Annotated in this window: 25 protein-coding genes; 19 read left to right on the top strand and 6 right to left on the bottom strand. The window is 67.2% G+C overall.

What is annotated here, in order from left to right; translation table 11 throughout:
• Positions 1-139: 139 nt before the first annotated feature.
• From BP05_RS01830 to BP05_RS01810, 5 genes are all read left to right on the top strand, one after another.
• Positions 140-493, top strand: a complete 354-nt coding sequence (locus BP05_RS01830) for a hypothetical protein (protein ID WP_496359850.1) — start codon at positions 140-142, stop codon at positions 491-493.
• Positions 494-673: 180 nt separating this feature from the next.
• A complete protein-coding gene (locus tag BP05_RS01825) occupies positions 674-1,030 on the top strand; it encodes a hypothetical protein (protein WP_496359848.1) in 357 nt (118 codons plus the stop codon).
• Between the two features lie 162 nt (positions 1,031-1,192).
• Complete coding sequence (locus tag BP05_RS01820) at positions 1,193-2,803, top strand: carboxyl transferase domain-containing protein (RefSeq protein ID WP_496359846.1); 1,611 nt, start codon at positions 1,193-1,195, stop codon at positions 2,801-2,803.
• Between the two features lie 182 nt (positions 2,804-2,985).
• Entirely contained in the window at positions 2,986-3,504 is a 519-nt protein-coding gene (locus BP05_RS01815; protein WP_496359844.1) for a bactofilin family protein, read from the top strand.
• A complete protein-coding gene (locus BP05_RS01810) occupies positions 3,501-3,863 on the top strand; it encodes a hypothetical protein (RefSeq protein ID WP_496359842.1) in 363 nt (120 codons plus the stop codon). The genes BP05_RS01815 and BP05_RS01810 overlap by 4 nt, the downstream gene beginning before the upstream one ends.
• 28 nt (positions 3,864-3,891) lie before the next feature.
• Here the strand turns inward: BP05_RS01810 and BP05_RS01805 are convergent, their stop codons facing one another.
• The 3 genes from BP05_RS01805 to BP05_RS01795 are packed head-to-tail and all read right to left on the bottom strand — an operon-like array spanning position 3,892 to position 6,259.
• Entirely contained in the window at positions 3,892-4,137 is a 246-nt protein-coding gene (locus tag BP05_RS01805; RefSeq protein WP_496359840.1) for a DUF6587 family protein, read from the bottom strand.
• Positions 4,137-6,002 carry a ferrous iron transport protein B gene (gene feoB / locus BP05_RS01800; RefSeq protein ID WP_496359838.1) on the bottom strand — a complete coding sequence of 622 codons (1,866 nt, stop codon included), beginning with the start codon at positions 6,000-6,002 and terminating at the stop codon, positions 4,137-4,139. Before feoB ends, BP05_RS01805 begins: the two co-directional genes overlap by 1 nt.
• Positions 5,999-6,259, bottom strand: coding sequence for a FeoA family protein (locus tag BP05_RS01795; protein WP_496359836.1), 261 nt, complete (start codon positions 6,257-6,259; stop codon positions 5,999-6,001). The genes feoB and BP05_RS01795 overlap by 4 nt, the downstream gene beginning before the upstream one ends.
• Before the next feature lie 143 nt (positions 6,260-6,402).
• Between BP05_RS01795 and BP05_RS01790 the strand changes: the two genes are divergently transcribed.
• The 10 genes from BP05_RS01790 to yeiP all read left to right on the top strand — a co-directional run bounded on the left by BP05_RS01790 (position 6,403) and on the right by yeiP (position 16,625).
• Positions 6,403-7,185 (top strand): enoyl-CoA hydratase-related protein, encoded by a 783-nt coding sequence (locus BP05_RS01790; protein ID WP_496359834.1) that lies wholly within the window; start codon positions 6,403-6,405, stop codon positions 7,183-7,185.
• A gap of 19 nt (positions 7,186-7,204) precedes the next feature.
• Positions 7,205-7,603 carry a VOC family protein gene (locus tag BP05_RS01785; protein WP_496359832.1) on the top strand — a complete coding sequence of 133 codons (399 nt, stop codon included), beginning with the start codon at positions 7,205-7,207 and terminating at the stop codon, positions 7,601-7,603.
• A 7-nt stretch (positions 7,604-7,610) separates the two neighbouring features.
• Positions 7,611-9,620, top strand: coding sequence for an acetyl/propionyl/methylcrotonyl-CoA carboxylase subunit alpha (locus BP05_RS01780; protein WP_496359830.1), 2,010 nt, complete (start codon positions 7,611-7,613; stop codon positions 9,618-9,620).
• Positions 9,621-9,627: 7 nt separating this feature from the next.
• Positions 9,628-10,521 (top strand): hydroxymethylglutaryl-CoA lyase, encoded by an 894-nt coding sequence (locus BP05_RS01775; RefSeq protein ID WP_496360610.1) that lies wholly within the window; start codon positions 9,628-9,630, stop codon positions 10,519-10,521.
• Between the two features lie 10 nt (positions 10,522-10,531).
• Positions 10,532-13,102, top strand: a complete 2,571-nt coding sequence (locus BP05_RS01770; RefSeq protein ID WP_496359829.1) for a sensor domain-containing protein — start codon at positions 10,532-10,534, stop codon at positions 13,100-13,102.
• On the top strand, positions 13,102-13,590 hold the full coding sequence (locus tag BP05_RS01765; RefSeq protein ID WP_496359828.1) for a GNAT family N-acetyltransferase: 489 nt from the start codon (positions 13,102-13,104) through the stop codon (positions 13,588-13,590). The genes BP05_RS01770 and BP05_RS01765 overlap by 1 nt, the downstream gene beginning before the upstream one ends.
• Positions 13,590-14,891, top strand: coding sequence for an amidohydrolase family protein (locus BP05_RS01760; protein ID WP_496359826.1), 1,302 nt, complete (start codon positions 13,590-13,592; stop codon positions 14,889-14,891). Before BP05_RS01765 ends, BP05_RS01760 begins: the two co-directional genes overlap by 1 nt.
• 99 nt (positions 14,892-14,990) lie before the next feature.
• Entirely contained in the window at positions 14,991-15,761 is a 771-nt protein-coding gene (locus BP05_RS01755; protein WP_496359824.1) for an SDR family NAD(P)-dependent oxidoreductase, read from the top strand.
• 2 nt (positions 15,762-15,763) lie between these two features.
• Positions 15,764-16,054 (top strand): hypothetical protein, encoded by a 291-nt coding sequence (locus BP05_RS01750; RefSeq protein ID WP_496359822.1) that lies wholly within the window; start codon positions 15,764-15,766, stop codon positions 16,052-16,054.
• Positions 16,055-16,058: 4 nt separating this feature from the next.
• Positions 16,059-16,625 (top strand): elongation factor P-like protein YeiP, encoded by a 567-nt coding sequence (yeiP, locus tag BP05_RS01745; RefSeq protein WP_496359820.1) that lies wholly within the window; start codon positions 16,059-16,061, stop codon positions 16,623-16,625.
• Positions 16,626-16,706: 81 nt separating this feature from the next.
• On the opposite strand, the gene BP05_RS01740 is transcribed toward yeiP, so the two are convergent.
• Positions 16,707-17,288, bottom strand: a complete 582-nt coding sequence (locus tag BP05_RS01740; protein WP_496359818.1) for an NUDIX hydrolase — start codon at positions 17,286-17,288, stop codon at positions 16,707-16,709.
• A gap of 150 nt (positions 17,289-17,438) precedes the next feature.
• On the opposite strand from BP05_RS01740, the gene BP05_RS01735 reads away from it, so the two are divergent.
• From BP05_RS01735 to mtnC, 4 genes are all read left to right on the top strand, one after another.
• Positions 17,439-18,956 carry an amino acid permease gene (locus BP05_RS01735; RefSeq protein ID WP_496359816.1) on the top strand — a complete coding sequence of 506 codons (1,518 nt, stop codon included), beginning with the start codon at positions 17,439-17,441 and terminating at the stop codon, positions 18,954-18,956.
• Between the two features lie 100 nt (positions 18,957-19,056).
• On the top strand, positions 19,057-19,695 hold the full coding sequence (locus BP05_RS01730) for a methylthioribulose 1-phosphate dehydratase (protein ID WP_496359814.1): 639 nt from the start codon (positions 19,057-19,059) through the stop codon (positions 19,693-19,695).
• Positions 19,696-19,757: 62 nt separating this feature from the next.
• Positions 19,758-20,315 carry a 1,2-dihydroxy-3-keto-5-methylthiopentene dioxygenase gene (locus BP05_RS01725; protein WP_496359812.1) on the top strand — a complete coding sequence of 186 codons (558 nt, stop codon included), beginning with the start codon at positions 19,758-19,760 and terminating at the stop codon, positions 20,313-20,315.
• A gap of 8 nt (positions 20,316-20,323) precedes the next feature.
• Positions 20,324-21,025, top strand: a complete 702-nt coding sequence (gene mtnC, locus BP05_RS01720) for an acireductone synthase (protein WP_496359810.1) — start codon at positions 20,324-20,326, stop codon at positions 21,023-21,025.
• A gap of 8 nt (positions 21,026-21,033) precedes the next feature.
• On the opposite strand, the gene BP05_RS01715 is transcribed toward mtnC, so the two are convergent.
• Both BP05_RS01715 and BP05_RS01710 read right to left on the bottom strand, forming a co-directional pair.
• On the bottom strand, positions 21,034-21,621 hold the full coding sequence (locus BP05_RS01715; RefSeq protein WP_496359808.1) for a YdeI/OmpD-associated family protein: 588 nt from the start codon (positions 21,619-21,621) through the stop codon (positions 21,034-21,036).
• Complete coding sequence (locus BP05_RS01710; protein WP_496359806.1) at positions 21,618-23,219, bottom strand: calcineurin-like phosphoesterase C-terminal domain-containing protein; 1,602 nt, start codon at positions 23,217-23,219, stop codon at positions 21,618-21,620. Before BP05_RS01710 ends, BP05_RS01715 begins: the two co-directional genes overlap by 4 nt.
• Positions 23,220-23,229 lie beyond the last annotated feature (10 nt).

The following is a 23,229-nucleotide window of genomic DNA, read 5'->3' as shown; positions in this document are numbered from 1 at the left end:
TTGTCCTTAACCTGCGAAAAGCCTAACAACGGGATAACGAAATAAAGACGGCCACCCGCTTGACACGCGTAATGGCCTTGTCATCATTGTTAGCGACGCGCTCCCTGCGCGTTGACCCATCCACGACGAGGAAACGAACATGACTTTCAATAAGGCGCTGATCGCCCTGGCTCTGGGCTTCGCTCTGGCCGCGTGCTCGAACCAGAAGCAGGCCGAAGACGCCGCCGCCGACGCTTCCGCTGCGGCGACCGAGGCTCAGGCTGCTGCTGATACCGCAACCGCTTCCACCGACCAGGCTGCTGGCGATGCCGCCCAGCAGGCCGCTGACGCTGCCGCCCAGGCCGCCGACGCTGCTGCCACCTCGGCCGACGCTGCTGCCACCGCCCCGACCAACGAGGCTGCGGACACTGCTGCCGACACCGCCAAGCAGGCTGCTGACGCCGCCGAGCAGGCGAAGGACGCTGCCCAGGAAGCGACCGAAGAAAAGAAGTAACAGTACTTCCTTAACAGGCTGAATCTGTTACAGTGAACAGGGAAGGGCCGTCGGCTTGCCGGCGGCTCTTTCCATGTGGGTCAGTGAACGATAGGAAGCCGGCTCCCTGCCGGATCGCTGCGCGCACTGGCGTTGCCTGACGGTAAAACTAGTTTTTCAGACAACTCCTCGGAGACATCAATGAACACCAAGCTCTACGTCCTCCTCGCCGCTGCGGTCCTCGCCCTGTCGGCCTGCAACAAGTCCGAAGAAGCCGCTGCCTCGGCCGACCAGGCCCAGGCTGCTGCTACCGACGCCGCCACCGCTGCTGGTGACGCCGCCGCCGCCGCTGGCGACGCCGCTGCTGCCGCTACCGACGCCGCTGCCACCGCCACCACCGACGCTGCTGCCCAGGCCGGTGACGCTGCTGCCGCTGCCACCACCGACGCTGCTGCCGCCACCGCCGGCGCCGCTGCTGACGCTGCCCAGGCTACCGCCGACGCCGCTCAGAACGTCGCTGACAAGGCCGAAGAAGCGAAGGAAGAAGTCAAGAAGTAATCCACTTCTTGCCTTGCGATACGAAGAAGGCCCGCGCAAGCGGGCCTTCTTTTTTGCGTCACTTTCCGCGCATTGCCCCGGCGACCCTGGATGCGCCCGGCCCTCCATGGCGCAGCAAGTCGGGGTGTGTTTTCATTCCGCGTCTTTTCAGCGCCCGCCAAGATGCCCGCGATCACCTCTCAGCTCGATCCACGCTCGCAGGACTTCCAGGAGAACGTCGCCTATCACCGGGCCCTGGTCGAGGAACTGGATGCCCGACTGGCCCGCGCAGCCGGCGGTGGCGGCGAGAGGGCTCGAATCAAGCACACCGAGCGCGGCAAGCTTCTCGCGCGCGACCGCATCGCCGCCTTGCTCGATCCCGGCTCCCCATTCCTCGAGATCGCCCCGCTGGCGGCGGAAGGCATGTACGACGACGCGGCCCCCGCCGCTGGAATGGTCTGCGGCATCGGCCGGGTCATGGACCAGGAGGTGGTGATCGTCGCCAACGACGCGACGGTCAAGGGTGGCACCTACTTCCCGATGACGGTCAAGAAGCATCTTCGCGCCCAGGAGATTGCCCGCGAGAACAACCTCCCCTGCGTTTACCTGGTCGACTCGGGCGGCGCCTTCCTGCCCTTGCAGGACCAGGTGTTCCCGGACAAGGAACATTTCGGCCGGATCTTCTACAACCAAGCGCGCATGAGCGCGGAGAATATCCCGCAGGTCGCCGTCGTCATGGGATCGTGCACCGCCGGTGGCGCCTACGTACCGGCCATGTGCGACGAGTCGATCATCGTCAAGGAACAAGGCACGATCTTTCTCGGCGGCCCTCCCCTGGTGAAGGCCGCCACCGGCGAAGTGGTCGACGCGGAGGCCCTGGGCGGCGCGGATGTACACACTTCGGTATCCGGTGTCGCCGATCATTTCGCGGAAGACGATCGACATGCCCTGCAGATCGCACGGGACATCGTAGGCACGTTCAACCGCGCCAAGCGCTTGCCGCTCGCCGTACGCGCCGCGAGCGAGCCGCTCTACCCCGCCGAGGATTTGTACGGGATCGTGCCGAAAGACACCCGCCGGCCCTTCGACATCCGCGAGGTCATCGCCCGCGTCGTCGACGGCAGCGAATTGCAGGAATTCAAGGCCCGCTATGGCAAGACCCTGGTGACGGGCTTCGCGCACCTGCACGGCTATCCGGTTGGCGTCGTCGCCAATAACGGCATCCTGTTCGCCGAGTCCGCGCTCAAGGGCGCGCATTTCATCGAGCTGTGCAACCAGCGCGGCATCCCGCTGGTGTTCCTCCAGAACATCACCGGCTTCATGGTCGGCCGCAAGTACGAGAATGCCGGCATCGCGAAGGATGGCGCGAAGATGGTCACGGCGGTGGCATGCTCGCACGTGCCCAAGTTCACCGTCGTCATTGGTGGAAGTTTCGGCGCCGGCAACTATGCGATGTGCGGCCGCGCCTATGGCGCACGGTTCCTCTGGATGTGGCCCAATGCGCGCATCAGCGTGATGGGCGGGGAGCAAGCTGCATCGGTACTGGCGACGGTCAAGCGCGACGGCATCGAGGGCGCGGGGAAGGTCTGGACGCCGGAAGAGGAAGAAGCCTTCAAGGCCCCCATCCGCGAGCAATACGAGTCGCAAGGAAATCCCTACTACGCGACCGCACGTTTGTGGGATGACGGCATCATCGATCCCGCGGACACCCGACGCGTACTGAGCCTCGCGATCTCCGCCAGCCTCAATGCGCCGATCGAAGATCGCACGCGCTTTGGCGTATTCCGCATGTAATCGGCTGCGCAAGCCGCAACGGCGTCGCGCATCTAGCTGAACGCAGGAACATCGGACGCACCCATTCCGGCGCGGCGAGCCTGCTTTACTGCACCGTGTCACAACGCGACTCCCCGGGGCGCGTGCTAGGCTCGAAAGCCTGATTCGACCATTCCTGTCCCCCCAACAGAGGAGTCCGCGTCATGGCGATTTTCAACCAGCCATCCGCCCCAAAACGCGATGTTCCTGCTCCGCCGGAACCGCCCAAGCCCGTCGAAACCGCACTCAAGCGCGAGCCGGATCCGAACGAATTCAACCTCGGCACCGCCGCACAATCGCGAACCGCTCCGGTAGAGCGCGGCGAAGGCAAGGAGTCGCTCATCGCTTCCGACCTGACCATCGAAGGCAAGATCGAAGGTGCCGGCCACATCCGCATTGCCGGCCGCTTCAAGGGCGACGTGCATGTGCAGGGCGATCTCACGATCGAAGTCGGTGCCAAGGTCAACGGCGGCGTGCGCGCGCGCAAGGTCGTGATCGCGGGCGAACTCGAAGGCAACATTGAAGCGGCGCAACGCGTCGAACTGCTCGCCAACGGCGCGATGATCGGCGACGTCAAGGCTGAGACGATGACCGTCGCGGCGGGCTCGCGCATGAAAGGCCAGGTCGAGTTCGGTGGCGACAAGTCCAAGAACGGCAACGCGGAGTCCGGCGCGACGTCATGAGCACCCCGCGCCCGGGCATGCCAGGCGCCACCCGCACCTGCCCGCACTGCAAGACGGTGATCCTGGAAAGCGCCAGCGTCTGCCCGGCGTGCAAGCACCATCTGCGTTTCGATGAAGCGGCGATCGCCGGGACGAAGACCAAGATTTCGCCCCTGCATGTCGAAGGCACGATCTCACCGCCGCCCGGTGAGGTCGCCTGGGAGTATTCGATGGTGCTGTCGATCAAGAACGAGCGCGGCGAGGAAGTCGCGCGTCAGGTGATCGGCGTCGGGGCGTTGTATCCGGATGAGCAGCGCACTTTCACGCTGGCGGTCGAGATGACCGAGGCCACCGGCGCCAAGGCGCGGCGCAAGCACTGATCGGACAATCGCTCGTGCGACAGCGGATCTAGGAATGGCCGGTATCGCAGCTGTGGCATTCGCCGCAGCTGCCTTCTCCCAGCCGCGGTGCGGGCGCCAGCCAGTGTCCAAGCCGCTGCACCCAGGTCGCACGACCATTGCGCACGAGCGGAACCGCAAGCGCTATGCGCAGTCGGCGCACGCCGGCAGGGAACTGCTTTTGCGCAACGAAGGCTGCGCTGGCCACCACCGCCACCGCGATCACGACGTATTGCACCACGAGCCCGGTATCCATCATCCCGCTCCTAGGGCCGCTGCCACCTGGTAGGTGATCAGCGAGGCCAGGTACGCCATGCCGAAAAGGTATCCGGCACTCATCCCCACCTGCTTCCAGGAATGGGTCTCGCGACGGATCGTGGCCAGTGTCGAAATGCACTGCGGCGCGTAGATGTACCAGACCAGCAGCGACAGCGCCGTTGCCACTGACCAGTCTTGCGCGATGAGGGGTGACAACGCCTGGGCCGCCGCCGCATCGTCGGTGGCGGACAGCGCATAGACGGTGGCGAGCGACGAGACCGCGACTTCGCGCGCCGCAAGTCCTGGAATCAACGCGATGCAGATCTGCCAGTTGAAGCCGATCGGCGCGAACAGGGTGGTCATCGCATGGCCGATGCGGCCGGCGAAGCTGTAGTCGATCGCGGCCCCTGCATATCCCACGGGCGGGGTCGGAAACGTCAGCAGCACCCACAACAGGATGGTCAACGCCAGGATGATGCCGCCCACGCGCTTGAGGAAGATCGCCGCACGCTCCCACAGGCCCAGCGCAAGATCGCGTGGATGCGGCATGCGGTACGACGGGAGTTCCAGCAGCAAGGCGTGCTCGCTCTTGTCCCGGCGCCACCTCTTCATCACCCAAGCCACCAGTAGGGCACTGAGGATGCCGGCCGCATACAAGGCGAACAGGACCAGGCCCTGCAGGTTGAGGATCCCAATCTTCTGTTGCGGGATGAAGGCCCCGATCAGAAGGGCGTAAACCGGCAAGCGCGCCGAACAAGTCATGAGCGGCGCGACGATGATCGTGGCCAGACGGTCGCGCGGATCCTGGATCGAGCGCGTGGCCATGATCCCGGGGATCGCGCAGGCGAAACTCGACAGCAACGGAATGAACGAACGGCCTGACAGGCCGGCCGACGCCATCAGGCGGTCGAGCAGGAACGCGGCGCGAGGCAGGTAGCCCGACTCCTCCAGTGCGAGGATGAAGGCGAACAGGATCAGGATCTGCGGCAGGAACACGATCACGCCGCCGACGCCGGCAATGATGCCGTCGACGATCAGGCTCCTGAGTGGGCCGGCCGGCAGGGCCGCCCCTGTCCAGGTGCCCAGCGCGGCGGTCCCCGCGTCGATCAGATCCATCAATGGCGTGGCCCAGGCATAGACGGCCTGGAAGATCAGGAACATCACCACCGCCAGGGAAAGCAGGCCGATTACCGGATGCAGCAACCAGCGGTCGAGGGCGTCGTCGATTTCTGCCGTGCGACGCGGCATGGTTACCGCGAGCGCTAGCAGCCTCCGCGTCTCCTCGTGCAGAACATCGGGATCGACGACGCCGCTACCCAGGTGAGTGCGTGGCTCATGCACCGTCTCGGCAATCGCGTCGAGTTTGGCGACCAGTTCGCGTGCGCCGTCGCGGCGAACCGCGACCGTCGGCACCACCGGGACGCCCAACTCGCGCTCCAGCGCGACAAGATCGACGTCGATCCCGCGCCGCCGTGCCGCATCCATCATGTTTACCGCCAGCACCATCGGCCTGCCTAGTTGGCGCACCTCGAGCGCGAAGCGCAGGTGCAGGCGCAGATTGGTCGCGTCCACCACGCACACGATCACGTCCGGGGCGGGCTCGCCGGGATAGAAGCCGCGGCATAGGTCGCGGGTGATCGCTTCGTCCAGGCTGGCCGCCTGCAGGCTGTACGCGCCCGGCAGGTCCAACAGTGCGTAATGCCGCCCGGACGGCGCGTGGAAGCGGCCCTCCTTGCGTTCCACCGTGACGCCCGCGTAGTTCGCAACCTTCTGCCGGCTGCCGGTCAGCAGGTTGAACAGCGCGGTCTTGCCGCAGTTGGGATTGCCGACAAGCGCGAGGCGGATGGCTGCCGAGTTGCTCATGCGCCCTCCCCGATCGCCTGCGCGGCGGGGAGGATGCGCACGCGCGCGGCCTCGCTACGGCGCAACGCAAAACGGGTGAAGCCGACCTGCACCAGCAATGGTTCGGCGGATACCGGGCCTGCCGCCACCACCTCCACGCGCTCGCCCTGCACGAAGCCCAGTTCGCGCAATCGCCGCGCGATTGCGTCGTTGGGCATCTGGTCTTCGACCCGCTCCACGGTAGCGGCGGTGCGGCGCGGCAATTCGGACAGCTTCAAGGTGGTTCGCCCGGCGGCCGATGGCCACAAATGGGAATTGTTCTCATTCTAGCAGGGAGCGGAGCCGCTGCGTTTGGTGGGTTGCTGGCCAGCGGCCGGGCACCGCTCGCTATCATTCATTTTTCCCGACATGGAATTCGCCCATGAGCCACCCGCTCCTGAGTCTGCGCGAAGGGCCCGTTGCCCGGCTGCGCCTGAACCGCCCGGAGTTGCACAACGCTTTCGACGCGATGCTGATCGCTGCGCTGACCGGAGCGCTCGAGGCGGCCGGAAATGACGACGGCGTCCGCGTGGTGGTGCTGGAGGGCGAAGGCAGTTCGTTTTCGGCCGGGGCCGACCTGAACTGGATGCGCGGAATGGCGGGAGCCAGCGAGGCAGCCAACCGCGAGGATGCCCTCGCCCTTGCCCGCCTGATGCGAACCCTCGACGAGCTGCCGAAGCCCACCGTCGCCCGCGTGCACGGGGCCGCGTTCGGCGGCGGCGTGGGCCTGGTGGCGTGCTGCGACATCGCCTTGGGCGCGCCGGAAGCCAGGTTCGGCCTCACCGAGAGCAAGCTCGGCCTGCTGCCCGCCGTGATTTCGCCGTACGTCATCGAGGCGATCGGGGCGCGCCAGGCACGCCGCTGGTTCGCCACTGCGGAAATCTTCGACGCCGCCGAAGCCAAGCGCATCGGCCTGCTGCACGACGTCGTCGAGGCCGCGACCCTGGACGGGGCGATCCAGCGCCAGCTTGATCTCCTGCTCAAGGCCGGGCCGGTCGCGGCTGCCTCGGCCAAGCGGCTGGTCCGGCGAGTAGCCGACGAAACCAGCCGCGATCGCCTCGACGCCGACAATGCCGCGCTCATCGCCCAACTGCGCGTGTCGCCCGAGGGCCAGGAAGGCCTGGGGGCCTTTCTCGACAAGCGCAAGCCGGCCTGGTGCATCTAGGCCCCCGAAGGAGAACGTCATGTTGGACCACATCGGAATCACCGTCGCCGACTTCGACGCCAGCAAGGTGTTCTATGCACGGGTACTGGCCCCACTGGGGTACGGTGCGGTCATGGAGGTAACCCCGGAAATGACCGGCACCGACGCGCGCCACCTGGGCTTCGGCGCGGACGGCAGTCCGGATTTCTGGATCGGTGCCGGCACTGGCGCCGCGGTGACGCGCGACGGCCTGCACATCGCCTTCAGCGCCCGCTCGCGCGCCGCCGTGGATGCCTTCCATCAGGCGGCATTGGCCGCCGGGGCCCGCGACAACGGCGCGCCGGGCATCCGCGCGCACTACCATCCCAACTACCACGGCGCGTTCGTGATCGACCTCAACGGTCACAACATCGAAGCCGTCTGCCACGCGCCGGAATAAGCTGCCGATGTTCTCGAAGATACTGATCGCCAATCGCGGCGAAATCGCCTGCCGCGTCATCCGCACCGCACGCAAGCTCGGCATTCGCACCGTCGCGGTGTATTCGGAAGCCGACGCCGATGCGCAGCACGTCCGCCAGGCGGACGAGGCGTACTGCATCGGCGGCCCGCGTCCGCAGGATTCCTACCTGCGCGGGGACGCGATCATCGAGGTCGCCCGGCGCAGCGGCGCCCAGGGCGTCCATCCCGGCTACGGCTTCCTCAGCGAAAACGCGGATTTCGCCGACGCGGTTGCCGCGGCCGGCATCGCCTTCATCGGACCGTCGGGCGCATCGATGCGCCGGATGGGCAGCAAGGCCGGAGCCAAGGAGCTCATGCACGCGGCCGGCGTTCCGGTCGTGCCGGGATACACCGGTGAAGACCAGTCGGCTGCGGTGCTCCAGCACGAAGCCGACGCCATCGGCTACCCGCTGATGATCAAGGCCGCGCACGGCGGTGGCGGCAAGGGCATGCGCATCGTCCACTCGAGTGGCGAGTTCGCGGCCAACCTCGAAAGCTGCCAGCGCGAAGCGCGCAACGCCTTCGGCCGCGACCGCGTGCTGCTGGAACGCTACGTCGAAAGGCCCCGCCACATCGAGATCCAGGTCTTCGCCGATGCCCACGGCCACACGCTGCACCTCAACGAACGCGAATGCTCCGCCCAGCGCCGCTACCAGAAGGTGCTGGAGGAATCGCCGTCCCCGTTCCTGACGCCGGAATTGCGCGAAGCCATGGGCCAGGCGGCGGTGATGGCCGCGCGCGCGATCGACTACGTCAACGCCGGCACCGTGGAATTCATCGTCGGCCAGGACGGTGGCTTCTACTTCATGGAGATCAACACGCGCCTGCAGGTCGAGCATCCCGTCACGGAGTTGGTCACCGGCCTGGACCTGGTCGAGTGGCAGTTGCGGGTCGCCGCCGGCGAGCCGCTGCCGCTGGCGCAGCCGGACATCCGCCAGGTCGGGCATGCCATCGAAGTCCGCCTGTACGCCGAAGACCCGGAAGCCGGATTCCTGCCGGGTTCGGGCCGGCTGGAGCGCTTGCGCTTGCCGGTTCCCGATGCGCACGTGCGCATCGATTCCGGCGTGGTCGAAGGCGATACGGTGACGATCTTCTACGACCCGATGATCGCCAAGCTGATCGTCCACGATGGCGATCGTCCGCGTGCCCTCGCCCGCCTGCGCGAAGCCCTGGCGCGGTGCGACATCGCCGGACCCAAGTCGAACATCGAGTTCCTCGAGCGGTTGGTGCGCCACCCGGCGATCGTCGAAGCCACCATCGATACCGGCTACCTCGATCGCCACCTGGATGAATTCGTTCCGCCCGCCGAGACGGGAACGATGGACTCCGACCTGCTCCTCGCCGCCGCGACGGCGCAACTGCTGCTGCAGGAAAGCGAAACGCGCGAGCGCGCCCGGGTCTCGTCCGACCCGGCGTCGCCGTGGGCCATCGCCGACGGCTGGCGATTGGGTCATGGTGGCCACCGCAATCTCGCCTTCCTGCATCGGGGCCAGCGCGTCGAACTTCGCACGCACGGCAGCAACGGTGCGTACCGGATCGAGGGCCTTGCGCACGGCACCGTCGCGCACATCTCCGGCGCAAGGTTGGAGAACGGTGACCTGAGCCTGCGCCTGGACGGCCGGGCGCGCCGGTTCACGCTGCTGGAGCAGGGCCGGCAGCTGGTCGTGCACGACGGTGTCCAGCGGCTGGGGCTGGAGCCGGTGGCGATGTATCGTCACGAACAGGCTTCCGCCGGCGGCGGCGTGGACCGCGTCACGGCGCCGATGCCGGGACGCGTGGTGGTCGTTAGGGCGGCACCGGGCGACAAGGTCGAGGCGGGCCAGGAGGTCATGGTGATCGAAGCGATGAAGATGGAGCTGAGCCTGAAGGCGCCGCGCGCCGGCACGGTCGCGGATGTGCGCGCGGCCACCGGCGACTTCGTCGAGGCGGACGCGGTGCTGGTGGCGCTGGAGTCCTGACGTGACCATGCCATCGCAGGTACGCATCGTCGAAGTCGGGCCGCGCGACGGCCTGCAGAACGAGAAGTCCATCATCGCCACCGCGGACAAGATCGCGCTGATCGACCGCCTGTCCGCAACCGGCCTGCGCAGCATCGAAGCCACCAGCTTCGTCAGTCCGAAGTGGGTACCGCAACTGGCTGATGCGGCCGAGGTTTACGCGGGCATCGCCAGGCAACCCGGGATCAGCTACCCGGTGCTGGTGCCGAACGAACAGGGTTACGAGCGCGCCCGCGCCGTCGGCGTGAACGAGATCGCCGTGTTCACCGCGGCCTCCGAGGCCTTCAACCGCAAGAACATCAATGCGGGCATCGACGAATCCCTGGCCCGTTTCGCACCGGTGATGGAGCGGGCGAAGGCCGATGCAGTCAAGGTGCGCGGCTACGTCTCCACCGTGCTGGGTTGCCCCTACCAGGGCGAGGTCCCGCTAGCCGACGTCGTGCGCGTCGCCAGGGCGCTGCACGAAATGGGCTGCTACGAAATCTCGCTCGGCGACACCATCGGCGTGGGCACGCCGGGCAAGGCGCGCGCCATGCTTCGGGCGGTGGCCGCGGAGGTGCCGATGCCGGCGCTGGCCGTCCATTTCCATGACACCTATGGCCAGGCGCTGTCCAACATCCTGGGCTGCCTCGAGGAAGGCGTTGCGGTCGTCGATGCCGCGGTTTCCGGGGCCGGCGGCTGTCCCTACGCGAAGGGCGCGAGCGGGAATGTCGCCAGCGAGGACGTTGTGTATATGCTGCATGGACTGGGCATCGGGACCGGCGTGGATCTCGAGCGGCTCGCAGAAACCGGGCGCTGGCTCGCCAACCTCCTGGGGCGCGAAACCGGCAGCAAGGCAGGCAAGGCACTGCTGGCGAAATGATGGGATCGAAATGACCAAGACCGGGCCGCTGCGAGCCGTCGAACCGACATCGGAGACCGATGCCGCCACGACGCTCGCGGCGCTCGAGCTGGCCTGCAACGACCCCTCCCTGCCCGCGCACCTGCGCCCGCTCCTGCAGCAGGCGCGCGACGCGCTTCGCGGCGCCGACCAGGCCGCGGATATCGAGCGCAGCCGCTACCGCGCGGTGTTCGATGCGGTACCCGATCCGGTCAGCATCATCGACTGGGACGGCACGGTGCTGGACGTCAACAAGGCCGGGATGTCGGCCTACCAGCGCACGCGCGAGGAAATCGTCGGCAAGCCGATCGAATTCCTCAATCCCGACCTTCCGCGCGACCACCTGCGCCCGGTATGGGAATCGCTGAGCCGCGGCGAAACCTACGTCATCGAAGTGACCAACATGCGCGCGGACGGCACGCGCTTCCCGGTCGAGGTGCACTCGGCCGGCTTCAGCGACGACGGGAAAGTCCGGATCGTGGCGGTCGCACGCGACCTCAGCGGTCGCCACGAAGCGGAACTTCGCTATCGCGAACTGATGGAATCGATCGACAAGGGCATCATCGTCCGCGATTCCGACGGCCAGATCATCCATGCCAATCCGGCGGCGATGCGCATCCTGGGCATCGAGGACGAGCGCGCACTGCAGGACGACCTGCGCGAGGAGGTCTGGCAGACCTTCGACGAACACGGCCGCGCGGTACCCCAGGCGGACCAGCCGGCGCTCTATTCGCTGCGCACCGGCAAGATCGTGGAAAGCACGGTGCTCGGCTTCTACAGCCGCCGGACGCGCCAGCTGAAATGGCTTTCCGTCACCTGCGTGCCGCAATTCGAGGCAGGTGGCAGCAAGCCGGCGCGCGTGTTGTCGTTGTTCTCCGACGTGACGGCGCTCAAGCGCGACAGCACCCTGTTCGACCGTGCCCAGGCGCTGGCGCATATCGGCGGCTGGGAATGGGATACCGGCCGCAACACGCTCTACCTCACCGAGGAGGCCAAGCGCATCCTCGGCCAGCACCCCGCGCCTTCAACGATGGACGAACTGCTGGCGTGCCTGCGCGAGCCCGACCGGCGCCGCTTCCGGGCCGCACTCGACCACGGCATCGCGCACGGGCGCGGCCTCAACCTGGACCTGCAGGGCTGGCACGCCAACGGCCACATGTTCTGGATCCGCGTGATCGGCGAAGTCGAAACCGGCAACCCGCTAAGCGCGCACATCACCGGCACCCTGCAGGACATCACCGAGCGCAAGCAGGCCGAGGAAACCCTGCGCGTGCAAGCGCGCACCGACCCGCTGACCGGCCTGCTCAACCGCGATGCCGTGCTGGAGGAACTGGAGACCCGGCTGTCCGACCCCGCGCTCCAGCGCGCGGCCGTCCTTTACATCGACCTCGACCGCTTCAAGATCGTCAACGACGTGCTCGGCCACGCCGCCGGCGACCGTCTGCTGTCGGCGGCCTCGCGCCGCATCCAGCGCGCCATCGGCAGCGAAGGGTTGATCGCCCGCTTCGGCGGCGACGAGTTCCTCGTCATCTGCTCCACCGGCGACGAGCCCACCCGCCCCGAGCGCCTTGCCGACGCCATCCTCGAAGCCTTCTCGGAAAGCTTCCGCATGGATGGCGAGGAATTCAGCATCACCGCAAGCATCGGCATCGCCCAGGCGCCGATCGACGGTCGCCGTGCGCAGCAGCTGATCCAGAACGCGGACGTCGCCATGTACGACAGCAAGCGTCGGGGCCGCAACGACTGGCAGTCGTTCACCGCCGAACTGGCCGAGCGGCAATTGCAGCGCCTGCAGCTGGAAACGCACCTGCGCCGCGCGGTGATCAACGACGAATTCAACCTGGTGTACCAGCCGCTGGTGGAGATCGATACCGGCAAGGTGGTTGGTGCCGAGGCCCTGATCCGCTGGAACAATCGCCTGCTCGGCGAGATGCGTCCCGACCACTTCATCAGCCATGCCGAGACCACCGGCGACATCGTCGGCATCGGCGGCTGGGTCCTGCGCGAAGCCTGCAGGCAGATGCGGCGATGGCGCGATCGCGGACTGGGGCTGGAGCGTGTCGCGGTCAATGTTTCCTATCGCCAGTTCCTCGGCGAGGACCTGGCCGAACACGTGCGCGCCGCGCTCGCCGAATCCGGACTGCCCGGCGCTGCGCTGGAGCTGGAGTTCACCGAGCGCGTGCTGATCGAGGACGCCCCGGACACCGTGCGCACCTTTGCCGCCCTGCGCGACATGGGCGTGATCCTGACGATCGACGACTTCGGCGAAGGCTACAGCGCGCTCAACTACCTGCGCCGGCTTCCCATCCACGGCCTCAAGCTCAGCCAGCTGTTCGTCCAGGGCGTCCCCGACCGCAAGTCGGACGTCGCCGTGTGCCATGCCGTAACCGGCATCGCCCGCAGCCTTGGCCTGAGCCTGGTGGCTGAAGGCATCGAGACCGAACGCCAGCGCCGGTTCCTGCTCGACATCGGCGTGGCGACGGGCCAGGGATTCCTGTTTTCGCCCGGCCTCGCGCCGGACGAGTTGCAAGCCATGTATCCGCCACCCCGGGAGGCCAGTTGATGACGCTCGCATGGAAGATCCGGCCGATAGAACCGCGTGATGAGGCAGCCGTCGCGCGGATCATCCGCACGGTGATGCCCGAATACGGCGCGGTAGGCGATGGATTCGCCATCAACGATCCGGAAGTCGACTGGATGCAACGCGCGTATTCCCTGCCGCGCAGCGCGTACTTCGTGGTCGAGCTGGACGGCAAGGTCGTCGGAGGCGGTGGCGTCGCGCCGCTGGTCGGCGGTGACGACGACACCTGCGAGCTGCGCAAGATGTACTTCCTCAAATCCATTCGCGGCCGGGGCATCGGCAGCGAAATGCTGCGGCGCTGCCTGGATGCGGCGCGGTCGTTCGGTTTCCGCAACTGCTACCTGGAGACGCTCGGTGGCATGAACGACGCGATCCGCCTGTACGAGCGGCACGGCTTCAAGCGCATTGGCGCCCCGCGCGGACGCACCGGACACGGCGGCTGCAACACTTTCTACCTGCTGGAGCTGTGATGGCGCGGCTGGTTTCCGTCCTATGCGCGACGCTGCTGGCGTTCGGGCTCTTCCCTGACGCCGCGCCGGCGCAGACCAAGGCGGCGTCCGTTTACCTGTTGCGACCCGATAAGGTCTGGACCGGGGATGACGCGCCCTCGCATTCCGGCTGGGCCGTGCTGGTGCGCGATGGGGCGATCGTGGCGGTGGGCGACGCCGCGCACCTGACCATCCCCGCGGATGCGCAGCGCATCGATCTGCCCGGCGCCACGTTGACGCCCGGCCTCATCGACCTGCATTCGCACCTGTTCCTGCATCCGTACAACGAAACGGCCTGGAACGACCAGGTCCTCAAGGAGCCCACGCCCTACCGCACCCTCGCCGCCGCCCAGCATGCACGCGACACACTGATGGCGGGTTTTACCGCGTTGCGCGATCTGGGTACGGAAGGCGCGGGCTATGCGGACGTATCGGTCAAGCGCGCGATCGACGAAGGCCGGATCCCCGGCCCGCGCCTGTTCGTCGCCACACGGGCGATCGTGGCCAGCAGCAGCTACGGTCCGGGGCCGCGCGGCTTCGACCCTGACGCCGAGCTGCCGCAGGGTGCGCAAGCCGTCAGCGGCACCGACGAGGTTATCCGTGCGGTGCGCGAACAGGCCGGGCGCGGCGCCGACTGGATCAAGGTGTATGCCGACTACCGCATCGGTGCCGATGGCAGCGCACAGCCCACCTTCAGCGCGGACGAATTGCGTGCACTGGTCGAGACCGCGCACCTGTCCGGGCGGCCGGTGGCGGCGCACGCGGCCAGCGACAAGGGCATGCGCATGGCGATCGAAGCCGGAGTCGACAGCATCGAGCACGGCACCGCGGGCAGCGCCGCCACATTCCGCCTGATGCGCGATCGCCATGTCGCCTACCTGCCGACACTGACCGCCGTGGAGGCGTACGCGGAGTACTTCGAAGCCTATGAACCCGGCGCAGCGGAGACTCCCGGGATGCAGCAAGCCGCGCAGGCCTTTCGTGCCGCACTGGGCGCGGGCACGACCATCGGGTGCGGCAGCGACGTCGGTGTCTTCCGTCATGGCGACAACTGGCGCGAGCCGGCGTGGATGGTGAAGCTGGGCATGTCGCCCGCGCAGACCCTGCGTGCCTGCACCAGCGTCGCGGCCCGGATCCTGCGCCAGCAGGATCGGATCGGGCGCATCGCACCGGGTCTGAGCGCCGACCTGGCCGGGTTCGCGGGCGATCCGAGCGAACGCATCGAGAGCCTGCGCAAGCCCGTCTTCGTAATGAAGGACGGCGTGATCTACCGCAGCCCGTGAAGCGCTGCCTGCACGGCCGCGGCCGCCCTGGAAATCCTGGTGGGCCCAGCGGCTCGCGGGCGGGCTAAAATCGCCGGTTTCCGCCTCAGGAACTTCCCCATGCAGCTCAACAACGTCCGCGCCATCGTCACCGGCGGCGTCTCCGGCCTCGGCCTGGCCGTGGCCAGGCATCTGGTCGCGCACGGCGGCAAGGCCGCGCTGTTCGATGTGAACGACGAGAAAGGCGCCGCCGCCGTCAGCGAACTGGGCGAAGCCAACGCGCGCTACTTCAAGACCGACGTGACCAGCGAAGCCGGTGTCACCGCCAATGTGGACGCGGCGAAGGAATTCCTGGGCGGCCTCAATGCCGCGATCAACTGCGCGGGCATCCTCGGCGCCGGCCGCATGCTCGGCAAGGACGGCCCCATGCCGCTGTCGCAGTTCCAGACCACCGTGATGGTGAACCTGGTCGGCAGCTTCAATGTCGCCAAGGCCGCCGCCGCGATCATGCAGAACAACGAGGCCGGCGAAGACGGCGAGCGCGGCGTGATCGTCAACACCGCCTCGGTCGCCGCCTACGAAGGCCAGATCGGCCAGGCGGCCTACTCGGCGAGCAAGGGCGGCGTCGTCGGCATGACCCTGCCGATGGCCCGCGAGCTGTCGCGCTTCGGCATCCGCGTCATGACCGTCGCGCCGGGCGTGTTCTGGACGCCGATGGTCGACGGCATGCCTGAATCGGTGCAGCAGTCGCTGGCCGCGACCATTCCGTATCCCTCGCGCCTGGGTCGGCCGGAGGAGTTCGCCGACCTCGTCGCGTACATCCTGGGCAACCGCTACCTCAACGGCGAAACGATCCGCCTGGATGGCGCGACGCGCCTGGCGCCGAAGTAAACATGGGCCTTGGGACCCGCCAGCGCTGGTTGCTCGAACGCTGGCCGGCGATCCGGGCCCGCGGTGCCGTGCGCTTCGTGCTCGTACGCGGCGCCCTGACGTGGGGCGGCCTCATGGCCGCTTTCCTGGCCGTCATGGTCAGCCTGCAGCTCGGCTTGCAGAACCCCCGCCTGCCGCTGCTGCTCGCCATCGCCGTGCCGCTGTGCGCGATCGGCGGCGCCGCGTGGGGCGCGCTGGCGTGGTGGATCAACGAGCGACTCTTCCGATCACTTACTTCCGATACCACCGACTGAACCCATGAAGGCTTACGACGTAAAGAAAGGCAACGTTGTCGAACACAACAACGGCGTCTACCAGATCCGCGACATCGAGCGCAGCTCGCCGCAGGGTCGCGGCGGCAACGTGAAGTACCGTTTCACCATGTACAGCGTGCCGGGCGGCGTGAAGCTCGACGTCAGCATGGGCGCGGAGGACGAGCTCAAGGAGGTCGAACTGAGCCGCCGCCAGGCAACGTTCTCCTACAAGGACGGCGACGCGTTCGTGTTCCTGGACGACGAGGACTACACGCCGTATACGCTCGACGCCGATGTCGTCGGCGACGCCGCGGGCTACATCGTCGAGGACCTCTCCGGCTGCTACGTGCAGATCATCGACGACCAGCCGGTCGCGGTGCAGTTGCCGCAGAACGTCGCGATCGAGGTCGTGGAAACGCCGCCGGAACTGAAGGGCGGCACCGCGACGAAGCGCCCCAAGCCGGCGAAGCTGTCGACCGGGATCGAGATCATGGTGCCCGAGTACATCGGCAACGGCGAAAAGGTGCTGGTGAATACCGCTACCGGCGAATTCGCCGGGCGCGCTGACTAATCCGATCCCGATGCGGGTCGGCATGAAGGCCAGGCATCTGCCTGGCCTTCGCCCTTCCGGGACCGACTTCGATTGCGCGTGTCAGCCGCGCGCCAGCCACTTGCCGGCCATGCGGCACATCGACTCGTCCGCCCCGGCGTCATCTGCGATCGCCGCGATCTCGCGCCAGGCCAGGTCGTGTGACTCGTCGCTCACGACGAAGGCCTCGCTTCCGCCGGCGTGCACGACGTAGCGGACGTCGTAATGCCAATGGCCGGGGACATCGCCTCGTTCCGGGATCCAGTGCCGGTCGAGGTCGAAGATCGTGGGCTCGACCGAGAGCCCGCTTAGTCCAGACTCCTCTTCGGCCTCCCTCAGGGCGACGCGTGCCAGATCGCGGTCGCCGTCGGCGTGGCCGCCCAGTTGCAGCCAGCGCTCGAGCTTGCGGTGGTGGGTCAGCAGCACGCGCTGGCCCGGGCGATCAACCAGCCAGGACGATGCGGTGAAATGCCCCGCGAGCCGCTCACGCGTGAACGGATCGTCGGCTCCCGATTCTTCGAGCAAGCCGCCAAACAAATCCACCACAGCCGCCTCCGCGGGCCATCGCCGCGCATAGTCCCGAAGCTCATGATGCAGTGCGTCAATTTCGGGAGGGCGGACTGCGGGAGCTGTGGTCTCGTTCATGGGTGCGGCACTCGTGCGGCCCACGATTATCGCCCCTGACTGTCCGACCTTGTGCCTTTGCGCCGCCGCAGGGTATGGTGCCGCCGGCTCAGGTTCCGCCCCATGCGGCAAACCGTGCGTCTGGTCATCCGCTCTTGGGGAGAGAACGTAATGCTGTTTCAACGCAGGAAACCGCTGGACCTGATTCTGGAAACCGCCGGCAAGCGCGCGCTGACGCGCCAGCTCGGCGCATTCGACCTCACCATGCTCGGCATCGGTGCGGTCATCGGCACCGGTATCTTCGTGCTGACCGCCGTGGCGGCCAACAAGGCCGGCCCGGGCATGATGTATTCGTTCGTCATCGCGGGCATCGTCTGCGCGCTGACCGCGCTGATCTACTCCGAAATCGCCGCGATGGTGCCGGTCTCCGGCTCCGCCTATACCTACTCCTATGCGGTGCTGGGCGAACTGATCGCCTGGATGGTCGGCTGGGCGCTGATCCTGGAATACGCAGTGGCTGCGGGCGCGGTGTCGGTGGGGTGGTCCGGCTACGCCAACGGCTTCCTGCATGCGCACAACATGGGCTTGCCCGCGGCGCTGACCGCTGGCCCGTTCGACTCGGTCACCCTGCCGGACGGCACGACCGTCAAGGGCAGCTTCAACCTGATCGCCTTCCTGCTGGCGCTCCTGGTGACCTGGCTGCTGGTGATCGGCACCTCGAAGTCAGCCAAGGTCACGGCCGTGCTGGTGATGATCAAGATCGCCGCGCTCAGCGCCTTCGTCATGCTCGCCTTCCCCGCGGTCAATGGCGCGAACTTCGTGCCGATGCTGCCCAACGGCTGGGGCACGCCGCTGTCGGGCGTGGGCGTCCTGGGCGCCGCCGCCTCGATCTTCTTCGCTTACGTCGGCTTCGACGCGGTTTCCACCGCAGCCGAAGAAACCAAGAACCCCAACCGCAACATTCCCATCGGCCTGATCGGCTCGCTGGCGATCTGCACCGTGTTCTACCTGCTGGTCGCCTACACCGCGGTCGGCTCGATGGGCGCGCAGCCGGGTGGCCCGCTGTCGATGAGCAAAGAGCCGCTGGCCTTCGTGCTGCGCACGATCGGCTGGCCGCGGATCGGCGACCTGGTTGCGGGCGCGGCGATCATCGCCCTGCCCTCGGTCGTGCTGATGATGATGTTCGGCCAGACCCGCATCCTGTTCACGATGTCGCGCGACGGCCTGATGCCGGAATCACTCTCGCGGGTGCATCCCAAGTTCCACACCCCGCACGTGGTCACATGGATCACCGGTGTCTTCGTGGCGTTCTTCGCCGCGCTGTTCCCGGTCGGTGAACTGGCCGACATCTCCAACGCCGGCACGCTGTTCGCGTTCTTCATGGTCGCCGCGGGCGTGATGGTGCTGCGCAAGACCGAACCGAACCGTCCGCGTCCGTTCAGGACGCCGCTCATCTGGATCGTCGGTCCGCTGGCCATGGCCGGCTGCGTGCTGCTGTTCTTCAGCCTCGGCTGGAATCCGACCATCAAGTTCTTCTGCGCGTGGGCCGTGATCGGCCTGGCGGTGTACTTCCTGTTCGCGCGCCGCCGCAGCCACCTGGCGCCCGGCAACGAGCACCTGCTGCACGGCATGGGCGACAAGCTGCCGCCGGATCCGCTGGTGCACGAAGGTCCCAGCACCGGCCCGTAATCCGGTCGTTGCCTGCGTTTCGAAAGCCCGGCTTCGGCCGGGCTTTTTCGTTACGGGATCGTCGGCATGGCCGCGGACGCGGGTTGCTACACTTTCCGGCATGAATTCCCCCCTCCCTTACGACCCCGACCGCCTGGCGCAATGCGCCATGGAAATCATCGTCAACGTGCGCGAACTCGCCGCACGCGGCTGGACGCCCGCGACCAGCAGCAACTTCTCGCGCCGGATGGACACGCAGAACGTGGCGATCACCGTTTCCGGACGGGACAAGGGCAAGCTGCATGAAGCCGACATCATGGTGGTCGACCTGGAAGGGCGCCCGGTAGCGACGGAACTCAAGTCCTCCGCCGAAACGCTGCTGCATACCCAGCTCTACAAGCGATTCCCGGACATCGGCTGCGTGCTGCACACCCATTCGCACATCCAGACCGTGGCCTCGCGGCTCTATGCCGGCATGGGCCACGTGCACCTGGAAGGCTACGAGCTGCTCAAGGCGTTCAGCGGCACCAGCACCCACGAAGTCGAGATGGACGTGCCGGTGTTCGCCAACACCCAGGACATGCACACCCTTGCCGCCCAGGTCGATGCCCTGCTCGACAAGCAGACGCTTTGGGGCTACCTGATCGACGGCCACGGCCTCTATGCCTGGGGTCGCGACATGCCCGAGGCGCGCCGGCACCTGGAAGCCTTCGAATTCCTGCTGGGCTGCGAACTGGACCTGCGCCGCCTGCGTTCGTGAGGTTTTCCGGCGGCGTTGCCGCCCCCATCTAACGGCGGCCCCACCCGCCACGGAACCGCACCATGAGCCGCTTGCGAATTTTCGCCGAAGACAATCCCCGCGAACCGGAGCTGACCACCCAGGACCAGGCCGAGATGGCCCGCGAACTGGCGAAGATCAGCGTCGGCTTCGAGCAGTGGACCGCGGGCAAGCCCGTGGTTCCCGGCGATGCGCCCGACATCATCCTCGACGCCTATCGCAGCGACATCGACCGGCTGATCGCCGAACGCGGCTTCAAGACCGTGGACGTGGTCAGCATCGGCCCGGACAACCCGCAGAAGGACACCATGCGGGCGAAGTTCCTCGACGAGCATTTCCACAAGGAAGACGAGGTCCGCTTCTTCGTCGCCGGCTCAGGCCTGTTCACGCTGCACGTCGAGGGCAAGGTCTACGAGATCCGCTGCGAACAGGGCGACCTGATCTCCGTCCCCGACAGCGCCTTGCACTGGTTCGACATGGGCCCGGAGCCGAGCTTCGTGGCGATCCGCTTCTTCACCGAGCCGGATGGCTGGGTCGGCCATTTCACCGGGACCGACATCGCGCAGCGCTTCCCGCGCTACGAGAACACCGACCGCAATTGAGGACAGCCATGCCCATCCGCGCCATCCTCACCGACATCGAAGGCACCACCAGCAGCATCTCCTTCGTCAAGGACGTGCTGTTCCCGTACGCACGCCGTGCCCTGCCCGCCTTCGTCGCCGCTCGCGGCAAGGAGCCGGGCGTGCGCCGCTGGCTCGATGCCGTCGCGGCCGAGAACGGCGGCATGTGCGACGACCGCATGATCGTGGAGGTGCTGCAGGGCTGGATCGACGAGGACCGCAAGCACACCGCCCTGAAGGCGCTGCAGGGCATGGTCTGGTCCGACGGTTACCGCAATGCCGACTTCAGCGCGCACATCTATCCGGACGCAGCGCCGGCGCTGCAGGCCTGGAAGGAATCCGGACTGCCGCTGTACGTGTACTCGTCGGGCAGCGTGCCGGCGCAGCGCCTGTTCTTCGGTCACAGCGACGCGGGCGACCTGACCCCGCTTTTCTCGGGCTGGTTCGACACCGAGATCGGCGGCAAGCGCGAGGCCGACAGTTACCGCCGCATCGCCGAATCGATCGGCATCGCCCCCGCCGACATCCTGTTCCTCTCCGACGTGGTCGAGGAACTCGACGCGGCGCGCGAAGCCGGCCTGGCGACGGTGCTGGTCGACCGGCGCGAAGACTATGCGCAGCCCCGCACCGGCGAGGCCGCGCACGGCCATGACCGGGTCGAATCCTTCGCGGATATTGCACTGGCCGGCTGAAGCTCCGCTCAGGCGTGGATCTTCTCGCCACGCTCCATCATCGCCACGAATTTCTCCGCCCGCGCCTTGCGGGTTTCCGGCTTTTTCGCGTTCTGCACGCGCCAGCAGAACGCGTAGCGATTGGCGCGATCGAGCTGGTCGAAGAAGCTGCGCGCCTTGCGGCTCCTCGCCATGGCATCGGCAAGCTCCTGCGGAACCTCCATGCGCGCGGACCCCTCGTAGGCGCCATCCCAGCGTCCATCGGCCCGGGCGGCCTCGACTTCGCGCAAGCCGGCCGGCCGCATGCGTCCGGAAGCGATCAACTGCTCGACCTTGCCGATGTTGATCTTCGACCAGACGCTGCGCGGCCGCCGCGGCGTGAAGCGCAGCAAGAAGAAGCGATCGTCCAAGGCCCGCTTCTGGCCGTCGATCCAGCCATGGCAGAGCGCACCCTCGATGGCTTCGTTCTGGCTGACGCTGGTCTCGCCGCTGTCCTTCTTGGCAATCTGCACCCAGACGCCCGGGGCATCGCCGTTGGACGCCAGCCACTTCTCCCACGCGGCGAGCGTACGGAACAGCTTCACCGGCAGTTCCTGCGCAGGCGATGCGCTGCTCACGGTGCTCCCTCTTCCAATCGATACGTCGTCCGCGCTTCCTCGAATTCGCGCCCCGGCACCACATCGTGGGCGCGCACCGTCACGCGATGCTCGCCTGCATCAAGATAGGTCGGCAAAACGCCGCGCCAGAGGTGCGCGGACGGCGTGGCTTCGGGAAGTCGGTCGTAACCACGCAGGGCCGCGGCTTCGTCATCGCGCAGATTTTCCTCGAGCACGCGCGGATCGGCCTGGTCGACGCGCTGCATGGGGATCCATTCGCCGTCGTCGACGCGGAATTCGACGCGGGTGTCGTCGCGCGCCATGAACACATTGGCGTAGACGCCGGTGCCCGGCCACGCACCGCGGCGCAGGACCCTGGGCGCATGCAAGCCGATCTGCGCATCGACATCGCGCGCGGGATGCCAGGCCAGCCGGTAGCTGCGGTCGGCGGCGATGTGCAGCGTCGCGAAGCCGTTGGGAGTGCCGTCGGCCATCGTCGTATCGGGGATGCCGTCTGCATCCTTCACGCCCGACCAGAACGACCCGCAGGCCGCGCCGACGTTGTATTCGTGCAGCGGTTTCGCCCCATGCCAGTCCGTCGCGGCATCGTGGAATACATGCCGCTGGGCGTGGCTGTGGCCACTGAGCAGCAGCACGTGGGGGAAGTCCTTGAGCAGCGCGAACAACCGTGCGCGATCGGCGTGGCGGAAGGTTTCCTTGCCCGGCGCGGCATCGAAGAACGGGATGTGCACGCCGATCACCACCAGGCGGTCGCGCGGAACGGTGGCCAGATACTGCGCGAGGAAGGCGAACTGCGATTCGCGCAGTCCACCGATGTAGTTGCCGGCCGGCCTGGGGCGATAGACGACGTCGTCGAGCCCGATGAACACCGCCTGCGGCTCCTCCCAGGCAAACGTGTCCGGCCCATAGGTGTTGCGGAAGGTCAGCAGCGAGTCCTCGTCGCGCGGTGCGTCGAAGTCGAGGTCGTGGTTGCCCGCCACGTGCAGCCACGGCACGCCCATGGTCGCGGTGACCCGGTTCAGCGCCGGATACAGCGACAGGTCGTCGTGGACGATGTCGCCCAGGCTGATGCCGAGGTCGGCCGATGGGCGCGGGCGCATCGCAATGGCCGAGGCCACCACATCACGCTGGTAGTAGCCGACGTCGACCAACGACTTCGTCTGCGGGTCGGAAAAAACCAGCACGTCGAGCGCATCCGTCCTGCGCGCCTTCTGCGGCGCCAGGGCGAAATCGCGGCATCCCGCGGGCTGCGGCGGAATGCCGCCGTACTTGAGCGCGGGGGCGTCCTGGGTGCGCAGGTTGCGCCAGAAATCGGGCATGCCGTCCGCCCGCGACGGGAAGCTATAACCCGCCGGCTTGATCACGAACACGGTGCGCCCGTCTTCGACCGGCAGCGAATAGCGCCCGTCGCGCCCCGTCACCACGATGCGCTCGCCGTCGGAGACCTTGATGCCGGCCAGGCCGCGTTCGCCGCGATCGCGCTGCCCGTTGCCGTTGCCGTCGCGATAGACGATTCCGGCATTGCACGCGGGCGCCTGCGCCCAGGCCGGCGCGGCGAGCACGCAGGGCAACAGGAACAGGAACAGTAGGGATCGCATGCGGCTACTC

The organism is Lysobacter oryzae DSM 21044, assembly GCF_059568595.1.
Note: the sequence above shows the minus strand (reverse complement) of the source record. Positions and strands in the feature narration are given on the sequence as shown.

What these genes read in the sequence shown, in the direction of transcription:
- BP05_RS01830 (WP_496359850.1), top strand. Translation starts at nt 140, where the DNA reads ATGACTTTCAATAAGGCGCTGATCGCCCTGGCTCTGGGCTTCGCTCTG.
- BP05_RS01825 (WP_496359848.1), top strand. Translation starts at nt 674, where the DNA reads ATGAACACCAAGCTCTACGTCCTCCTCGCCGCTGCGGTCCTCGCCCTG.
- BP05_RS01820 (WP_496359846.1), top strand. Translation starts at nt 1,193, where the DNA reads ATGCCCGCGATCACCTCTCAGCTCGATCCACGCTCGCAGGACTTCCAG.
- BP05_RS01815 (WP_496359844.1), top strand. Translation starts at nt 2,986, where the DNA reads ATGGCGATTTTCAACCAGCCATCCGCCCCAAAACGCGATGTTCCTGCT.
- BP05_RS01810 (WP_496359842.1), top strand. Translation starts at nt 3,501, where the DNA reads ATGAGCACCCCGCGCCCGGGCATGCCAGGCGCCACCCGCACCTGCCCG.
- BP05_RS01805 (WP_496359840.1), bottom strand. Translation starts at nt 4,137, where the DNA reads ATGGATACCGGGCTCGTGGTGCAATACGTCGTGATCGCGGTGGCGGTG.
- feoB (WP_496359838.1), bottom strand. Translation starts at nt 6,002, where the DNA reads ATGAGCAACTCGGCAGCCATCCGCCTCGCGCTTGTCGGCAATCCCAAC.
- BP05_RS01790 (WP_496359834.1), top strand. Translation starts at nt 6,403, where the DNA reads ATGAGCCACCCGCTCCTGAGTCTGCGCGAAGGGCCCGTTGCCCGGCTG.
- BP05_RS01785 (WP_496359832.1), top strand. Translation starts at nt 7,205, where the DNA reads ATGTTGGACCACATCGGAATCACCGTCGCCGACTTCGACGCCAGCAAG.
- BP05_RS01780 (WP_496359830.1), top strand. Translation starts at nt 7,611, where the DNA reads ATGTTCTCGAAGATACTGATCGCCAATCGCGGCGAAATCGCCTGCCGC.
- BP05_RS01775 (WP_496360610.1), top strand. Translation starts at nt 9,628, where the DNA reads ATGCCATCGCAGGTACGCATCGTCGAAGTCGGGCCGCGCGACGGCCTG.
- BP05_RS01770 (WP_496359829.1), top strand. Translation starts at nt 10,532, where the DNA reads ATGACCAAGACCGGGCCGCTGCGAGCCGTCGAACCGACATCGGAGACC.
- BP05_RS01765 (WP_496359828.1), top strand. Translation starts at nt 13,102, where the DNA reads ATGACGCTCGCATGGAAGATCCGGCCGATAGAACCGCGTGATGAGGCA.
- BP05_RS01760 (WP_496359826.1), top strand. Translation starts at nt 13,590, where the DNA reads ATGGCGCGGCTGGTTTCCGTCCTATGCGCGACGCTGCTGGCGTTCGGG.
- BP05_RS01755 (WP_496359824.1), top strand. Translation starts at nt 14,991, where the DNA reads ATGCAGCTCAACAACGTCCGCGCCATCGTCACCGGCGGCGTCTCCGGC.
- BP05_RS01750 (WP_496359822.1), top strand. Translation starts at nt 15,764, where the DNA reads ATGGGCCTTGGGACCCGCCAGCGCTGGTTGCTCGAACGCTGGCCGGCG.
- yeiP (WP_496359820.1), top strand. Translation starts at nt 16,059, where the DNA reads ATGAAGGCTTACGACGTAAAGAAAGGCAACGTTGTCGAACACAACAAC.
- BP05_RS01740 (WP_496359818.1), bottom strand. Translation starts at nt 17,288, where the DNA reads ATGAACGAGACCACAGCTCCCGCAGTCCGCCCTCCCGAAATTGACGCA.
- BP05_RS01735 (WP_496359816.1), top strand. Translation starts at nt 17,439, where the DNA reads ATGCTGTTTCAACGCAGGAAACCGCTGGACCTGATTCTGGAAACCGCC.
- BP05_RS01730 (WP_496359814.1), top strand. Translation starts at nt 19,057, where the DNA reads ATGAATTCCCCCCTCCCTTACGACCCCGACCGCCTGGCGCAATGCGCC.
- BP05_RS01725 (WP_496359812.1), top strand. Translation starts at nt 19,758, where the DNA reads ATGAGCCGCTTGCGAATTTTCGCCGAAGACAATCCCCGCGAACCGGAG.
- mtnC (WP_496359810.1), top strand. Translation starts at nt 20,324, where the DNA reads ATGCCCATCCGCGCCATCCTCACCGACATCGAAGGCACCACCAGCAGC.
- BP05_RS01710 (WP_496359806.1), bottom strand. Translation starts at nt 23,219, where the DNA reads ATGCGATCCCTACTGTTCCTGTTCCTGTTGCCCTGCGTGCTCGCCGCG.